Source organism: Pseudomonas triticicola, assembly GCF_019145375.1.
GTDB lineage: Bacteria > Pseudomonadota > Gammaproteobacteria > Pseudomonadales > Pseudomonadaceae > Aquipseudomonas > Aquipseudomonas triticicola.
This window is the reverse complement of sequence record NZ_JAHSTX010000001.1, coordinates 54,895-70,750: the sequence shown is the minus strand read 5'-3', so window position 1 is coordinate 70,750 and position 15,856 is coordinate 54,895. Positions and strand designations below refer to the sequence as shown.

17 protein-coding genes are annotated in these 15,856 nt (G+C 59.0%); 5 read left to right on the top strand and 12 right to left on the bottom strand.

The genetic code is table 11. From position 1 onward, the window contains the following. Nucleotides 1–64: 64 nt before the first annotated feature. The 8 genes from ruvB to KVG85_RS00225 all read right to left on the bottom strand — a co-directional run bounded on the left by ruvB (nucleotide 65) and on the right by KVG85_RS00225 (nucleotide 6,617). Nucleotides 65–1,126, bottom strand: coding sequence for a Holliday junction branch migration DNA helicase RuvB (gene ruvB, locus KVG85_RS00260; protein WP_024014087.1), 1,062 nt, complete (start codon nucleotides 1,124–1,126; stop codon nucleotides 65–67). Beyond that, nucleotides 1,127–1,735, bottom strand: coding sequence for a Holliday junction branch migration protein RuvA (ruvA, locus tag KVG85_RS00255; protein ID WP_024014088.1), 609 nt, complete (start codon nucleotides 1,733–1,735; stop codon nucleotides 1,127–1,129). It lies immediately after the preceding gene. A 114-nt stretch (nucleotides 1,736–1,849) separates the two neighbouring features. Further along, a complete protein-coding gene (gene ruvC / locus KVG85_RS00250) occupies nucleotides 1,850–2,377 on the bottom strand; it encodes a crossover junction endodeoxyribonuclease RuvC (protein ID WP_016773501.1) in 528 nt (175 codons plus the stop codon). A 157-nt stretch (nucleotides 2,378–2,534) separates the two neighbouring features. Then, nucleotides 2,535–3,281, bottom strand: coding sequence for a YebC/PmpR family DNA-binding transcriptional regulator (locus tag KVG85_RS00245; protein WP_024014089.1), 747 nt, complete (start codon nucleotides 3,279–3,281; stop codon nucleotides 2,535–2,537). A gap of 119 nt (nucleotides 3,282–3,400) precedes the next feature. Further along, the gene (gene aspS, locus KVG85_RS00240) at nucleotides 3,401–5,176 is read right to left on the bottom strand and encodes an aspartate--tRNA ligase (RefSeq protein WP_064365013.1); all 1,776 of its coding nucleotides are present in this window, start codon (nucleotides 5,174–5,176) and stop codon (nucleotides 3,401–3,403) included. A gap of 98 nt (nucleotides 5,177–5,274) precedes the next feature. Next, a complete protein-coding gene (locus KVG85_RS00235; protein WP_016773499.1) occupies nucleotides 5,275–5,496 on the bottom strand; it encodes an FmdB family zinc ribbon protein in 222 nt (73 codons plus the stop codon). Between the two features lie 130 nt (nucleotides 5,497–5,626). Next, nucleotides 5,627–5,965, bottom strand: coding sequence for a ribbon-helix-helix domain-containing protein (locus KVG85_RS00230; RefSeq protein ID WP_217862667.1), 339 nt, complete (start codon nucleotides 5,963–5,965; stop codon nucleotides 5,627–5,629). Nucleotides 5,966–6,146: 181 nt separating this feature from the next. Then, the gene (locus KVG85_RS00225; protein WP_016773497.1) at nucleotides 6,147–6,617 is read right to left on the bottom strand and encodes a Dps family protein; all 471 of its coding nucleotides are present in this window, start codon (nucleotides 6,615–6,617) and stop codon (nucleotides 6,147–6,149) included. Nucleotides 6,618–6,928: 311 nt separating this feature from the next. Here KVG85_RS00225 and KVG85_RS26090 point away from each other — a divergent pair, with 311 nt between their 5' ends. After that, nucleotides 6,929–7,531 (top strand): cold-shock protein, encoded by a 603-nt coding sequence (locus KVG85_RS26090; RefSeq protein WP_016773496.1) that lies wholly within the window; start codon nucleotides 6,929–6,931, stop codon nucleotides 7,529–7,531. Nucleotides 7,532–7,594: 63 nt separating this feature from the next. Here KVG85_RS26090 and KVG85_RS00215 read toward each other — a convergent pair whose 3' ends face one another. Together KVG85_RS00215 and KVG85_RS00210 are read right to left on the bottom strand one after the other, a co-directional pair. Continuing rightward, nucleotides 7,595–7,801, bottom strand: coding sequence for a SlyX family protein (locus tag KVG85_RS00215; protein WP_217862665.1), 207 nt, complete (start codon nucleotides 7,799–7,801; stop codon nucleotides 7,595–7,597). A gap of 3 nt (nucleotides 7,802–7,804) precedes the next feature. Beyond that, a complete protein-coding gene (locus KVG85_RS00210) occupies nucleotides 7,805–8,230 on the bottom strand; it encodes an HIT family protein (protein ID WP_217862663.1) in 426 nt (141 codons plus the stop codon). A gap of 889 nt (nucleotides 8,231–9,119) precedes the next feature. Between KVG85_RS00210 and KVG85_RS00205 the strand changes: the two genes are divergently transcribed. Beyond that, complete coding sequence (locus KVG85_RS00205; protein WP_206421668.1) at nucleotides 9,120–10,469, top strand: OprD family porin; 1,350 nt, start codon at nucleotides 9,120–9,122, stop codon at nucleotides 10,467–10,469. Between the two features lie 112 nt (nucleotides 10,470–10,581). On the opposite strand, the gene KVG85_RS00200 is transcribed toward KVG85_RS00205, so the two are convergent. Both KVG85_RS00200 and KVG85_RS00195 read right to left on the bottom strand, forming a co-directional pair. Beyond that, nucleotides 10,582–11,424, bottom strand: a complete 843-nt coding sequence (locus KVG85_RS00200) for a mechanosensitive ion channel family protein (RefSeq protein ID WP_217862661.1) — start codon at nucleotides 11,422–11,424, stop codon at nucleotides 10,582–10,584. A gap of 152 nt (nucleotides 11,425–11,576) precedes the next feature. Further along, nucleotides 11,577–12,062, bottom strand: coding sequence for a YajQ family cyclic di-GMP-binding protein (locus KVG85_RS00195; protein ID WP_016773491.1), 486 nt, complete (start codon nucleotides 12,060–12,062; stop codon nucleotides 11,577–11,579). Nucleotides 12,063–12,202: 140 nt separating this feature from the next. Here KVG85_RS00195 and KVG85_RS00190 point away from each other — a divergent pair, with 140 nt between their 5' ends. From KVG85_RS00190 to KVG85_RS00180, 3 genes are read left to right on the top strand one after another with little or no spacing between them, the layout of a single operon-like run. Next, on the top strand, nucleotides 12,203–13,120 hold the full coding sequence (locus tag KVG85_RS00190; protein ID WP_217862659.1) for a putative 2-dehydropantoate 2-reductase: 918 nt from the start codon (nucleotides 12,203–12,205) through the stop codon (nucleotides 13,118–13,120). A 45-nt stretch (nucleotides 13,121–13,165) separates the two neighbouring features. Then, complete coding sequence (locus KVG85_RS00185) at nucleotides 13,166–15,202, top strand: sensor histidine kinase (RefSeq protein ID WP_130910016.1); 2,037 nt, start codon at nucleotides 13,166–13,168, stop codon at nucleotides 15,200–15,202. A gap of 3 nt (nucleotides 15,203–15,205) precedes the next feature. After that, nucleotides 15,206–15,790, top strand: coding sequence for a cob(I)yrinic acid a,c-diamide adenosyltransferase (locus KVG85_RS00180; protein ID WP_217862657.1), 585 nt, complete (start codon nucleotides 15,206–15,208; stop codon nucleotides 15,788–15,790). Nucleotides 15,791–15,856: the final 66 nt, after the last annotated feature.

The following is a 15,856-nucleotide window of genomic DNA, read 5'->3' as shown; positions in this document are numbered from 1 at the left end:
CTTTAACGCAAAAGTACCGTCGTCTGACAGTACAAACCCTGAATAAATCACCAGCAAATGTGTATCAATCGTCGACGGCGTCGAGAAACTCGTCTGCCACGGGCATCTCGCCCATGCGTGACGGAACATTCAAACCAAAGTGCAGGTAGGCATGCCGCGTCACCACCCTGCCCCGTGGCGTGCGCATGATATAGCCCTGCTGGATCAGATACGGTTCGAGCACGTCTTCAATGGTGTGGCGTTCTTCACTGATCGCCGCCGCCAGACTGTCGATACCGACCGGGCCGCCGTCGAACTTCTCGATCATGGTCAGCAGCAGGCGTCGATCCTGATGATCGAAACCATGCTCGTCGACATCCAGCAGGTTCAGCGCCAGATCCGCCACCGCTTTGGTGATGTGGCCCTTGGCGCGGACTTCGGCAAAGTCGCGCACCCGACGCAGCAGACGGTTGGCAATTCGCGGCGTGCCACGGGCACGACGGGCGATCTCGAACGAACCTTCCGGATCCAGCGGCAGACCGAGAATCGCCGCCGAACGACTGACGATCGTTGCCAGATCCGCAGTGCTGTAGAACTCCAGGCGCTGGACGATACCGAAGCGATCACGCAGCGGATTGGTCAGCATGCCGGCGCGGGTGGTGGCGCCGACCAGTGTGAATGGCGGCAGATCCAGTTTGATCGAGCGCGCTGCCGGCCCCTCGCCGATCATGATGTCGAGCTGGAAATCTTCCATCGCCGGATACAGCACTTCTTCAACGATCGGCGATAGACGATGGATTTCGTCGATGAACAACACGTCGTGCGGCTCAAGATTGGTCAGCAACGCGGCCAGATCACCCGGGCGTTCCAGCACTGGCCCGGAGGTGCTCTTGATCGACACACCCATTTCCTGGGCAATGATGTTGGCCAGCGTGGTCTTGCCCAGCCCCGGTGGGCCGAAGATCAGGGTGTGATCGAGGGATTCACTGCGGCCACGCGCAGCCTGGATGAACAGCTCCATCTGCTCGCGCACGGTCGGCTGGCCAATGTAGTCGGCCAGGCTGACCGGGCGGATGGCCCGATCCTGGACTTCTTCGCGCTCGCGCGGGCTGTGCGCGGCGGCGATCAGACGATCAGCTTCAATCACTTAAATCATTCCCTTCAGAGCGCGGCGGATCAGGTCTTCGCTGCTCAGGTTCTTGTCTTTGATCGCGGAAATCGCCTTGCTCGCTTCCTGCGGCTTGTAGCCCAACGAGATCAACGCGCTGACCGCATCGGTCTCGGCGCTGTTGACCGGCGCCGGGCCGTCCGGCTGATTCGGCACCAGCGCGAACATCGCCGGCGAGGTTTCCCAGGCCTTGAAGCGATCTTTCAATTCAACCAGCAGACGCTCGGCGGTCTTCTTGCCAACCCCCGGCACCTTGGTCAGCGCCGAAGTGTCCTGAGACTGCACGCAGCGCACCAGCTCATCGACTTCCAGGCTCGACATCAACGCCAGCGCCAGTTTCGGCCCGACGCCGTTGAGACGGATCAGCTCGCGGAAAAAGTCTCGCTCACGCTTGCCGGCAAAACCATAGAGCAACTGCGCATCTTCGCGTACGACCAAATGGGTGTGCAGGGTCAGCGGTTCACCGACCGACGGCAACCGATAAAGCGTGGTCATCGGCACTTCCACCTCATAGCCGAGGCCATTGACATCGAGAATCAGGTGCGGCGGCTGTTTCTCAGCCAGGGTGCCGCGCAAGCGTCCAATCACGTTTTGAATCCTTGAGCGCTGGCCAGCCGTGGGCTGGCGACGATTGAAGGTGGCTTGCACGCCGGCAACACAGGCGCCGCAAAACCACTTTCAGGAAAATTGATGCTGATGCTATCAGAGACGCAGGCGCCCGCCACGACTGCGTGCGGTTCCCAGCCCGTGCGGCAGCAGGCTTGAGCGCGTATGCGCATGGCAAATGGCGATCGCGAGGGCGTCGGAGGCGTCGATCTGCGGCTTGCTGGTCAACTTGAGCATGTGCATGACCATCATCTGCACCTGCTCCTTATTGGCCGCACCGGTGCCGACGACGGCCTGCTTGACTTGCGTGGCGGTGTACTCGGCGATTTCCAGACACTCTTCGGCGCCGGCGACAATCGCAGCGCCCCGCGCCTGTCCGAGCTTCAGCGCCGAGTCGGCGTTTTTCGCCATGAACACCTTTTCGATGCCCATGGTCACCGGGCCGTAGGTCTTGATGATTTCGCGCACGCCGCGATAGACAATTTGCAGACGTTCATGCAGCTCGCCGGACCCGGTGCGAATGCAGCCCGAGGCCACATAGATGCAGCCGCCCCGCCCGGTATCGCGAACGATCCCGTAACCGGTGATGCGCGAACCGGGGTCGATACCAAGAATTAGAGTCATAACGCCTGCAGAAAATGATGCGAAAGCTGAGGGTACATGTAGGAGCTGCCGAAGGCTGCGATCTTTGTGTTTTTAAAAGATCAAAAGATCGCAGCCTTCGGCAGCTCCTACAGAGGAAGTGTAGAGCCAGCAAAAAACTGCAACCTTTCTATTTACATCAGCCAAGCTGAGCGGCGACGTCTTCCGGGATATCCGCGTTGGAATAGACGTTCTGCACGTCGTCCAGGTCCTCAAGCATGTCGATCAGCTTGAGCACCTTCTCCGCACCTTCCAGATCCAGCTCGGCGCTGGTGGTCGGCTGCATGACGATTTCCGCGTCGTCGCCCTTGAACCCGGCCGCTTCCAGCGCGTTGCGCACCGCATAGAAACCGGTGAACGAGGTAAATACGTCGATCGAACCATCTTCGTGGGTGACCACGTCATCGGCATCGGCTTCCAGCGCTGCTTCGGTCAGTGCGTCTTCATCGACACCCGGGGCGAAACTGATCTGGCCCTTGCGCTCGAACAGATACGCCACCGAACCATCGGTGCCGAGGTTGCCGCCACACTTGCTGAACGCGTGACGCACGGCTGCGGCAGTGCGGTTACGGTTGTCAGTCATGCACTCGACCATCACCGCCACGCCGCCCGGGCCGTAACCTTCGTAGGTCAGTTCTTCAACGTTGTCCGCTTCAGTGGCACCGGCACCGCGCGCAACGGCGCGATCGATGATGTCGCGACTCATGTTGGCGCTCAACGCCTTGTCCAGAGCCAGACGCAGACGCGGGTTGGAACCCGGATCGCCGCCACCCTGACGGGCCGCAACGGTCAGTTCACGGATCCACTTGGTGAAGATCTTGCCCCTCTTGGCATCCTGACGTTCTTTGCGGTGCTTGATGTTTGCCCACTTGGAATGACCTGCCATAACTTGCTCCGAATGCTTTTTGAAACCTTGCCCGCCCCGCCGAGGCAGCGGCCGGCAATTGAAAAATTCGACCTGAGAAAGAAAAAAGGCGCATCCGAAGATGCGCCTTCAGGCCCGTCTTACTCAGCCTTTGGCGTTTCGCGCAGGCGAATGTGCAGCTCGCGCAGTGCCTTGGCATCCACTACGCCCGGAGCCTGCGTCATCACGTCGGCAGCACTCTGGGTTTTCGGGAAGGCGATCACTTCACGGATCGACTGGGCGCCGGTCATCAGCATCACCAGACGGTCCAGACCGAAGGCCAGACCACCGTGCGGCGGTGCACCGTACTTCAGCGCGTCGAGCAGGAAGCCGAACTTCTCTTCCTGTTCCGCTTCGTTGATGCCCAGCAGGCGGAATACCGCTTGCTGCATTTCCTTGCGGTGGATACGGATCGAACCGCCGCCCAGCTCGGTGCCGTTCAACACCATGTCGTACGCACGGGACAGTGCGCCGGCCGGGTTGGCTTCGAGTTCCTGCGGGGTGCACTTCGGTGCAGTGAACGGGTGGTGCAGCGCCGAGAAGCTGCCGTCGTCGTTCTCTTCGAACATCGGGAAGTCGACGACCCACATTGGCGCCCACTCGCAGGTCAGCAGCTTCAGGTCGTGACCGAGTTTGATACGCAGCGCGCCCAGGGCTTCGCTGACGATCTTGGCCTTGTCGGCACCGAAGAACACGATGTCGCCATCGACTGCGCCAACGCGATCAAGGATCACGTTGAGCTTGTCTTCAGGGATGTTCTTCACGATCGGCGATTGCAGACCTTCAACACCGGCAGCACGCTCGTTGACCTTGATGTACGCCAGGCCCTTGGCACCGTAGATGCCGACGAACTTGGTGTAGTCGTCGATCTGCTTGCGCGGCATGCTCGCCCCGCCTGGAACGCGCAGTGCGGCGATGCGGCACTTCGGATCGTTGGCCGGGCCGCTGAACACCTTGAAATCGACTTCTTTGAGCTGGTCGGCAACATCAACCAGTTCCAGCGGAATACGCAGGTCCGGCTTGTCCGAACCGTAGCGGCGCATGGCTTCTTCGAAGGTCATGTGCGGGAATTCGCCGAATTCCAGATCCAGCACTTCCTTGAACAGGTTGCGGATCATCTGCTCGGTCAGGCCCATGATCTCTTTTTCATCGAGGAAGCTGGTCTCGATGTCGATCTGGGTGAATTCCGGCTGACGGTCGGCACGCAGGTCTTCGTCGCGGAAGCACTTGGCGATCTGGTAGTAACGGTCGAAGCCGGCCACCATCAGCAGTTGCTTGAACAGCTGCGGCGATTGCGGCAGGGCGAAGAACGAACCGGCGTGGGTACGGCTCGGCACCAGATAGTCACGCGCGCCTTCCGGGGTGGCCCGGGTCAGGATCGGCGTTTCGACGTCGAGGAAGCCGTTCTCGTCGAGGAAGCGACGGATGCTGGTGGTCATGCGCGAACGCAGACGCAGCTTCTCGGCCATTTCCGGACGACGCAGGTCGAGGAAGCGATAGCGCAGGCGGGTTTCTTCGCCGACGTCGGAGAACTCGTTGAGCGGGAACGGCGGGGTTTCCGACTCGTTCAGCACTTCCAGTTCATAACCCAGCACTTCGATCATGCCCGAGGCCATGTTGGCGTTGGTCGCGCCGGCCGGACGCAGACGCACCTTGCCGGTGATCTTCACGACGTATTCGCTGCGTACGCGGTCGGCGGCGGCGAAGCTCTCGGCGCGATCCGGATCGAACACCACCTGGGCCAGACCATCACGATCACGGATGTCGAGGAAAATCACCCCGCCGTGGTCGCGGCGACGGTGAACCCATCCGCAAAGGGTAATTTCCTGGCCTTCCAGGCTTTCGTTCAGTTGGCCGCAATAGTGGCTGCGCATCATGGTGTGGTTCGCTTCTCGTAATTCGAAATTCGGTGGAGATCCCGCCGCCATCAAGCAAGGCGGAAACTCACGCGTGTCGTTCGTTCAGGGTTGGAACCCTAGTCAGCTTTGTCGCCACCGGCCAGATTCTTCTTGGCTCCGGTCTTGAAGTCGGTCTCGTACCAACCGTTGCCGCTGAGGCGAAAACCCGGCATGGACAGCTGCTTCTTCAGTTCGGGCGCCTGGCAGGCAGGGCAGTCGACCAACGGTGCGTCGCTGATCTTCTGAATGGCTTCCAACTGATGACCACAGGAAGCACATTGGTAATCGTACATTGGCATGGAGGTGTCTCGGCGATCAGATTGCTGCCGCGCGCGGGGCTTTGCGGCGAAAGCGCGGGATTATATCGATTAAATGCAGGCTGTGCAGCCGTAACACTGCACAGCCTGCAACCTCGTTGCAACCGGCATTTCAACGCGAAACTGCGGGTGCCAGGCCTTTGATCCCGTTCATGACACAAACCACCCGTACCAGCGCACTGAAATTCTTCACCCCGCCGTAGCGCAGATGCACCTCGCGATCAACGTGGGATAACAGTGTGCTGATCGAACAATGATTGTCCTCGGCCATGCCGCCGAGGATGTTCCAGTAGACCTGCTCCAGGCGCAGGCAGGTCGCAAAACCGTTGAGGCGAATAGACCGCGACAGCGGCCGGATCAGATTCATGTCGAACTCGCTGACAAACGGGTCGACTTTGATTACGTGCCGCGAAGCCGACATCCTGTCGCTTCGCCTTTCTCCTTCTACCATAGCGTTGACACTCCTTTGCCATGACTGCTGATTTATAAGGCAACATCCTGCGCCCTCATAAAAACCCAGTGACAAAGTTAGCGCCATACGACTTGTTGACCAGCCTCGTAGGATAAGCCAACGACAACGGTAAGAGTCTGGAGAGCATGCGGACGACCTCACGCCGTCCGCAGCGGCCGGGTCATTCCTCGAGCAGCGCGCGCAGCATCCATGCGGTTTTCTCGTGCACTTGCATGCGCTGGGTCAGCAGGTCAGCGGTCGGCTCATCGCTGACCTTGTCCAGCAACGGGAAAATGCCGCGCGCGGTACGGGTCACCGCTTCCTGGCCTTCGACCAATTGCTTGATCATGTCTTCGGCGCTCGGCACACCGACTTCTTCTTTAATAGAAGAAAGACGCGCATAGGTCGCGTAGGCACCCGGCGCCGGGAAGCCCAACGCACGGATACGCTCGGCGATCGAATCGACGGCCAACGCCAGCTCGTTGTATTGCTCTTCAAACATCAGGTGCAGCGTGCGGAACATCGGGCCGGTGACGTTCCAGTGAAAGTTATGGGTTTTCAGATACAGCACATAGGTGTCCGACAGCAGTCGCGACAGCCCTTCGACGATGGATTTGCGGTCTTCTTCACTGATACCGATATCAATTGCCATGCTTACCCCCTAACAGTGATTGAATTCATCCAGCAGGTTCAGCCCCACTTTAGCAAGGCAAGCGCCGGCTCGCAGCTATCAATCCGTGATCGAACTGCGACAAATCGACCGTTTCTCTGCCGCTGGCCGGGCTGATTTGAGTAGCCGCAGGCTTTGCTGTTAAATAGGCAGTGTGTCGCAATGCCCCATTTTCCGGGGTGTTGCGCATAGGCTGATGCCGTGTACGTGTCCACCGCCTCTTATTTTGTCCTGAAGCGAACCGTGCGCCTTCAGCTCTTCCTTGTGAGCCGTCATAACGTGAGCCAATCAAAATGTTGAAAATCGTCCACCTGCTAATGGGCGCAGCAGCCTTGCTGCTGTCGTTCATACCCAGCCTGAAAGCCGAAGCCGTTCCTTACCTGCAACAGCCCGATGCACTTTACCTGGCCTTTTTCGGCCTGCTGAACCTGGTCATCGCTCCAGTGATTCCTTACTGGAACAAAGGCCCGCGCCAGCATCTGCAAAATCTGGTCAGCGCCCTTCTGGTACTGACCGTCGTCCTGCAAACTTTGACCCTGATCGCGCCGATGCCGGTCATCGCTGGCCAGCCGGCGGTGTTGTTCAGCCTGGTGATCGCCCTGGTTGCCGTGCTGCTGCATTTGGCTGTCAGCTTCTACAAATCGTCACCGGCCGCTGCGCCGACTACCTATGACATGAGCAATCGCGATACCGGCACCGTGAAGTGGTTCAACACTTCCAAGGGTTTCGGGTTTATCTCCCGGGATTCCGGCGATGATATTTTCGTGCACTTTCGCGCCATTCGTGGCGAAGGCCACCGTGTTCTGGTGGAAGGCCAGCGCGTCGAGTTCTCGGTGATGAACCGCGACAAGGGCCTGCAAGCCGAGGACGTGATCGCCGCTCTGCCGCGTCGCTGATCCAAAGCAAAAAAACCGCGAACAGCCTGGCTGTCCGCGGTTTTTTTATGCCTGCCGAATGACTCAATAATGCGGCGGTGGCGCATCTTCTTCAAAAGCACTGAACTGCCCGACCATTTCTTCGTGACGCTTGATCAGCGCCTCCATCTGCAACTGCAGGCGCTCGATGACTCTCTGCTGGGCCACCAGCACATCGTTCAATGCCTGAATGGTGTCATCCTGAAAGGCCAGACGGCTTTCCAGATCGGTTACGCGCTCTTCAAGGCTCATGACTCAGCCCTCCACAAAGGTGAATTCTTCGGTCAGCACCATACGCAAGCGCTCGCGAATGGCTGCTACCTGTTCCGCGCTGTACGGCTTGGCCGGGTGTCTGCCCCAGACCGGCGCCGGCCAAGCGGCGTCGTCGCGTTTACGCACGATGACATGCATGTGCAACTGACTGACAACGTTACCCAGGGTTGCCACGTTCAGCTTGTCGGCGTCGAACGAATCCTTGAGTAACTCGGCAAGGGTGGTGGTTTCCCGCCATAACCGTTGCTGATCGGCGACATCCAACTGAAACAACTCGCTGATATCCTCGCGCCGAGGTACCAGGATGAACCAAGGGTAATTGCTGTCGTTGGTCAGCAACAGCCGGCACAACGGAAAGTCGCCGATGACCAGGGCGTCCTGTTGAAGTCGTGAATCCAAAGCAAACACTGTGAGCACTCCCGCTGATCCTATGACTCAGCTTAGCGGCGGCGCCGTAAAAGCAGCGCGCCAAGCGACAGAACGGCAGCATACCTGCGAATGCAGCGGGCTTCACGCTTCCCTCCGACAGTAATTCAGTAAGCGCGCCTACATAAGACATTTATCTCGCCGACGCACCAATACAGCCCCGGACATGAGCCTTGACGTGAAGATCCGCATGAAAACCCCTGATCTGTCGACCCTCGAATCGGGCGGCGCCAGTTTTACTCGGGCCCGATGGTGATTTTTTTGCACCAAAACTGCACAACACGTCTACGCTCAGTGGGTCGGGCATCCGCCAAATACTCAATGCGGGGTGAACCGGTAACGTTTTTGGTTGTCCTGCGCGCCTTTGGTGCGTTGCAACACCATTGGGAGATCATCGTCAAGCCCGCAACAAAACAGCCCCGAGGCCCCGTTTTCACAAGGTTTTCACATATCCGGACGCCAAGGAAAAAAATAACCGCAGCGATTTTGCGGTTTGTGCACGCTTGTTGCATTCGTAACGGTATGGACTATAAGCGCACCACTGGAAGTGGTCGCCTGAAGCCAATAAAAACAGTGGCAGGGTTGCCCGATGGAGATTCAAGTGTTTTGCCAGGGACTCTTTTTTACTGATGCAAAAAGGCTCGAAAACAGCGATAAAGTTGTCAGTCCGGCTGCATTGGTACTGTGAATTTGCGACATCCAGCGCTCCTTTTGCGACAACGCCGTAAAGAAGCTGAAAGGTTGGTTTCGCAAGTATCGCCAACATTGTCGGCGTGATATAAGTTTGCGCCGACACAAAAAGAAAGAGCCGCCCAGATAATAAAACAGGTGGGACGGCAGTACTCTTCTAAAACCAAAGGAGCAAATCACGATGCGCGTGATGAAGTGGAGCATGATCGCACTGGCAGTTGCAGCAGCAGCCAGTTCGCAGTTGGCTACGGCCGCCCCGTTCGTAGATGACCAGGCAGAAGCCAAAGGTTTTGTTGAAGGTGCGAAACTCACCGAGACGTTGAAGAACTACTACTTCAACCGCGACAACAAGAACGGTGGCCGTGACCAGAAAGACTGGACCCAGGGTTTCCTCGGCAACTTCACCTCCGGTTATACCCAGGGCACCGTGGGTGTAGGTATTGATGCATACGGCTATCTGGCCTTGAAACTGGATGGCGGTGACGGTACTTCCGGTACTGGCAACATGAGCCGTAGCGATACCGTCAAGGCCAACGGCTATGCCCGCGACGTCAACGACAGTCAGGGCAAGGCAGGCGCTTCCATCAAGTTCCGTGTCTCCAAGACCGAACTGAAATTCGGCGACATGCAGCCAAGCACTTCTCCAGTGTTCGCTGTCGGTGGTTCCCGCATCCTTCCGCAAACTGCCACTGGCTTCCAGTTGCAGAGCAGCGAAGTGAAAGATCTGGACCTGGAAGCCGGCCACTTCTACTCCGGCTCCAGCCAGGACAAGAACGCACGCGATGGCGGCCTCTACGCTACCTACGCCGGTGTTGAAGCGAACAACATCGACTACTTCGGCGGCAAGTACTCGATCACTGACAACCTCAGTGCATCGCTGTACGGCGCCAAGCTGGAAGACATCTGGAACCAGTACTACGCCAACGTGAACCTGACCACCCCGTTCGGTGGTGATACTTCACTGAACACCGACTTCAACATCTACCGCACCACCGACACCGGCAGCGCTGAAGCGGGCGACATCAGCAACACCGCATTCTCGCTGGCTACCGCGCTGTCGTTCCTGAAGGCACACACCTTTACCCTGGGCTTCCAGAAGGTCAACGGCGATACCCCGTTCGACTACATCGGTGTGGGCAAGAACAACCGTGGCGGCGACTCGATCTTCCTCGCCAACTCGATCCAGTACTCTGACTTCAACGCCCCTGGCGAGAAATCCATCCAGGCTCGTTATGACCTGAAAATGGCCGAGTACGGTGTTCCAGGCCTTAGCTTCATGGTTCGTTACGTCAAAGGTTGGGACATTGACGGTACCAACACTCCAGCAGGCAGCGCATACGCCGGTCTGTATGGTGAAGATGGCAAACACCACGAAACCAACTTTGAAGCCAAGTACGTTGTTCAGAGCGGCCCGGCCAAAGACTTGTCCTTCCGCATTCGTCAAGCATGGCACGTTGCCAACGCTGATGAAGGTGAAGGCGATGTCAAAGAGTTCCGTCTGATCACCGAGTACCCGCTGAACATCTTGTAATTGTCAGTGGTTAGTTTCAAAGCATAAAAAAAGGCCCATCTTCGGATGGGCCTTTTTATTTTCACTTATTTAAAAGACTGACTAGCAAAGCTAGTACTTAGCTAGCAACCTATCATTGTGTCGCCGATTCCTGCACTACACGTATAACCCGCTGCGGAAACGGAATATCAATACCGGCACTCTTCAAACGATCTCGCGCCTGTTCATTGAACATGAACATCACATCCCAATAGTCCGCAGTTTTCACCCATACCCGCAGGGAAACAGTGATCGAGCTGTCACCCAATGTCGAAATCACTGCCTGTGGCTCCGGGTCCTGCATGACTCGGGGATCCTTGGCCAGATCCAGCAATACCTGACGGGCCTTCTGCAGATCCGCTTCGTAATCCACGCCCACATCGAACACGACTTTGCGGGTTGGCTGACGGTTGGTGTTGGTGATGATGCCGTTCGACAGATTGCCGTTGGGCACGATGATGGTCTTGTTGTCGCCGGTGCGCAGCACAGTGTGGAAAATCTGGATGCTGTCGACGGTACCCGCTACACCTTGGGCTTCGATCCAGTCACCGATGCGGAACGGGCGGAACAGCAGAATCAGCACACCGCCAGCGAAGTTCGCCAGGCTGCCCTGCAAGGCCAAGCCGATCGCCAGACCCGCAGCACCGATGGCCGCGACGAACGAGGTGGTTTCGACGCCGATCATCGACGCGACGCTGACAATCAGCAGCACCTTGAGAATGATGTTGGCCAGGCTGCTGATGAAGCCTTGCAGCGCCAGATCGGCATTGCGCAGAGCCAGCAGACCGCCGAGTTTTTGCGTGACTTTGTTGATCAGCCACCAGCCGATGGCCAGGGTAATCACCGCCAGCAGTACGCGACTGCCGTATTCCATGATCATCGGGATCCACGCCTGGGACGCCTTGACCAGGTGGTCCACTTCCGCATTCAAATCCATGTTCTATCTCCTGATTTCCGGCTTCCCGGGGTGTATTCAAAACAACTGTGGGAGCGAGCCTGCTCGCGAATGCGGCGTGTCAGTCAACTTTTCGCTGAATGAAACACCGCATTCGCGAGCAGGCTCGCTCCCACATAGCCTTCAGACCAAGCTTAGTCGCGGAAGTTGTTGAACTGCAGCGGCATGCCGAATTCCTTGGCACGCAGGGCCGCGATGGCTTCCTGCAAATCGTCGCGCTTCTTGCCGGTGACACGCACCTGCTCGCCCTGAATCGCGGCCTGGACCTTGAGCTTGGCTTCCTTGATGTGGCCGACGATCTTCTTCGCCAGCTCTTTGTCGATGCCTTCCTTGAGGATGGCGTCCTGCTTCATCAGCTTGCCGGACGCGTAAGCATCCTTGACCTCGAGGCACTGCACGTCGATCTTGCGCTTGGTCAGCGCCAGCTTGAGGATTTCGATCATCGCTTCGAGCTGGAAAGCGGCTTCGGCGGTGAGGCTGACGGTCAGGTCTTTTTCCTTGAACTCGAAGCTGCCTTTGCCTTTCAGGTCATAACGACGATCGAGTTCCTTCACGGCGTTCTCGACCGCGTTGGTGAGTTCGTGTTTGTCCAGTTCGGATACCACGTCGAACGACGGCATGTAATCTCTCCAATAAAAAGGCGCGCTCGATGTGGATGGAGCGCGCTTGGCTTGCGGTTAAAATCGGGCTCATTATAACGGGTCTTTTCCTACCGATACGGCGAGCCGCACATGCCTGCAAGCAATCGAGCAAAAAACTGATGTCGACCACCTGGCACGTACTTGGCGCCGGCAGCCTCGGCACACTCTGGGCGACACGTCTGGCTCGCGCCGGCTTGCCGGTGCGCCTGATCCTGCGTGATGCGGCGCGCTTGCAAAGCTACGAGGCAGTGGGCGGATTGACCCTGGTAGAAAACGGACAAGCTCATACCTATGCAGTTCCCGGCGAAACCCCGGACAGCCCCGAGCCGATTCGCCGATTGCTGGTTGCGTGCAAGGCCTATGACGCCGAAGAGGCCGTCGCCCGCCTCGCTTCCCGCCTTGCTCCGGACGCCGAACTGATCCTGCTGCAGAACGGCCTCGGCAGTCAGGACGCCGTCGCCGCGCGCGTGCCGCAAGCGCGCTGCATCAGCGCTTCCAGCACCGAGGGCGCGTTCCGTGATGGCGATTGGCGCGTGGTGTTTGCCGGTCACGGTTTCAACTGGCTGGGCGATGCGGCAAATCCGCTGGCGCCGGTCTGGCTGGACGATCTGCAAGCGGCGAACATCCCCCATGAGTGGAGCGCTGACATCCTCACTCGACTGTGGCGCAAACTGGCGCTGAACTGCGCGATCAACCCGCTGACCGTGCTGCACGATTGCCGCAACGGCGGGCTGAGCGAGCATCACTGCGAAGTCGCCACGCTCTGCGCCGAACTGGCTGAACTGTTGGAGAGCTGCGGCCAGCCGGCTGCGGCGCAAAACCTGCAAGCGGAAGTCGAACGAGTGATCCACGCCACCGCTGCCAATTACTCTTCGATGTATCAGGACGTCGCCAACCAGCGCCGCACCGAGATCAGCTATCTGTTGGGCCACGCCTGCAAAGTTGCCGAGCGCCATCAGTTGCATCTGCCGCATCTGCACCAGTTGCAGCAACGCCTGATCGCTCATCTGCACAAGCGTGGATTGCCCAGCGACTGAGCAGCCGCTAGGCTGACCACTTGTTCCCCTGCTGCGATAAACCTGATGCCATTGCGCCAGCGCCTTGAAAACCTGCCGGTCGGCCAGAAACTGCTGGCCGCCCTGCTGGTGTTGTTGACCACGGTTCTGCTGGTCGCCAACCTGACCTTTATCAGCGCCGCCTACTACATTTCTCAGGAAAGCATGGCGCCTCAGGCCCTGCAGACCATCGGCCGGCTGATCGCCAATCCGAGTCTGGTCAGCGATGCGCTGGAGTCGCCGCGCAGCGCCGAGCGCCTGCTCAAGGAGCTCGACAGTTATTCACCGCTGCGCGCCGCCGCCCTGTACGACGGCAAGGGTGAACGCCTGGCGCAAGTGCAGCGCGGCGAAAAACTCAGCCTGCCCGAGCGCTACCGCCACGTCGAAGCCTGGCAACTCACCGAGTTTCGCAGCAATCAACTGATCACCCTGCCCCGCCCCGGTGCCGCGCCGGGGCATCTGTTGCTGGTCGCCAGCAGCGAACTGCCGATGGCGTTCTACACCGGCACTCTGACCGCCAGCCTCGGCATCCTGATCTTCAGCGTACTGCTGTGGCTGGTCATCGCCCGGCAGATCAAGCGCCTGATTACCCGGCCGATTCATCAGCTCGAAGAACTGTCGCGGCAGGTCACCCGCGAAGAGAACTACGCCCTGCGCGCTGCACGCGGCAACCATGACGAAATCGGCAGCCTGGCCGAGGCGTTCAACACCATGCTTTCGCGCATCGAAGCCCGCGAGCAGCAATTGAAACGCGCCCGCGACGACTCGCAGGCCGCCTACGACCAGGCGCAGGGGCTGGCCGAGGAAACCCGCCACACCAACCGCAAACTGGAGCTGGAAGTCCAGGTGCGCAGTAAGATCGAGAAGAAACTCACCGGCTTCCAGAATTACCTCAATAGCATCATTGACTCGATGCCGTCGGCGCTGATCGCTCTCGATGAGCAGCTTTACGTCACCCAGTGGAACCAGGAAGCCAGCGCCCTCTCCGGCACACGCCTGGATGAGGCGCTGAACCAGCCGATCTTCCTCGCCTTCGAGCCGCTCAAACCATTCTTGCCGCAGCTCAAGGCCACCGTCGAACAACACACCGTGGCCAAAGTCGACCGGGTGACGTGGTTCAAGGACGATGAACCCAAGCATTATGCGCTGACGTTTTATCCGCTGATGGGCGGTGCCGGGCGTGGCGTGGTGATCCGAATCGATGACATCACTCAGCGTCTGTCGCTGGAAGAAATGATGGTGCAGTCAGAAAAGATGCTCTCGGTCGGTGGCCTTGCGGCCGGCATGGCCCACGAAATCAACAACCCGCTCGGCGCGATCCTGCACAACGTGCAGAACATTCGTCGGCGGCTGTCGGCGGATCTGCCGAAGAACATCGAGACCGCCGAGCAACTGGGCATCGAACTGGACACGGTGAACCGCTACCTGCAAGGCCGCGAAGTCCCGCAATTGCTCGACGGCATTCAGCAGGCCGGCGCCCGCGCGGCGAAGATCGTCACGCACATGCTCAGCTTCAGCCGCCGCAGCACCCGGCAAATGGCGCCGTGCGATCTGCCGGCGCTGATCGATCAAGCCGTGGAAATCGCCGGTAACGACTTCGATCTGGCCATCGGTTTCGACTTCAAGGGCCAGGCAATCATCCGCCAGTTCGACCCGGCACTGGGCCCAGTGCCGGGCACCGCCAACGAGCTGGAACAGGTGCTGCTCAACCTGCTGAAAAACGCCGCACAGGCGATCCACCAGCGCGAAGACGACAGCGAACCGGGGCGGATCATTCTGCGCACCCGGCTTAATCCGCCGTGGGCCGAGATTCAGGTCGAGGACAACGGCATCGGCATGAGCGAGAACGTGCGCAAGCGTACCTTCGAGCCGTTCTTCACCACCAAGGAAATCGGCCAGGGCACGGGGCTTGGTCTGTCGGTGTCGTACTTCATTATCACCAACAACCACAAAGGCCAGATGGAAGTGCAGTCGGCACCCGGTCAGGGTACTTGCTTCACCCTGCGCTTGCCGCTCGCGCAACCGGCGCCGTTGACCACCGAAACCAATTCACTACCGAGGTAACCCATGGGCTTTCGCCTGTCGAAGATCTACACCCGCACCGGCGACAAAGGCGAGACCGGCCTCGGTGACGGCCGTCGCGTCCCCAAGGATCACCCGCGCATCGAGGCGATCGGCGAGGTCGATACGCTGAACAGTCAGGTCGGCGTGTTGCTCGCCGGTTTGCTCGCCGAGCGCGCAGTGCATCCGGGGCTGAATGAAATCATCGACGTGCTGGCGCCGTGTCAGCATCGCCTGTTCGACCTCGGCGGTGAACTGGCGATGCCGGAATATCAGGCTCTCAACGAGGCCGAAATCGAGCGGCTGGAAGCGGCGATCGATGTGTGGAATGAAGAGCTGGGGCCGCTGGAAAACTTCATCTTGCCGGGTGGTTCGATGCTGATTGCGCAGGCGCATGTCTGCCGCAGTCTGGCGCGCAGTGCCGAGCGCCGCTGTCAGCATTTGAATGCGCTGGAGCCATTGGCCGGGGTTGGCCTGGCGTATATCAATCGGTTGTCGGATTTGCTGTTTGTTGTGGCGCGGTTGATTGCGCGGCGGCAGGGGGTTGCGGAGATTTTGTGGCAGCCGGCGGCGAAACCTGAAGGAAAGTAGCGCCTGTCAGGACGCCTTCGCGAGCAGGCTCGCTCCCACATTTGCCTGCATTCTGACTGGAGAAAT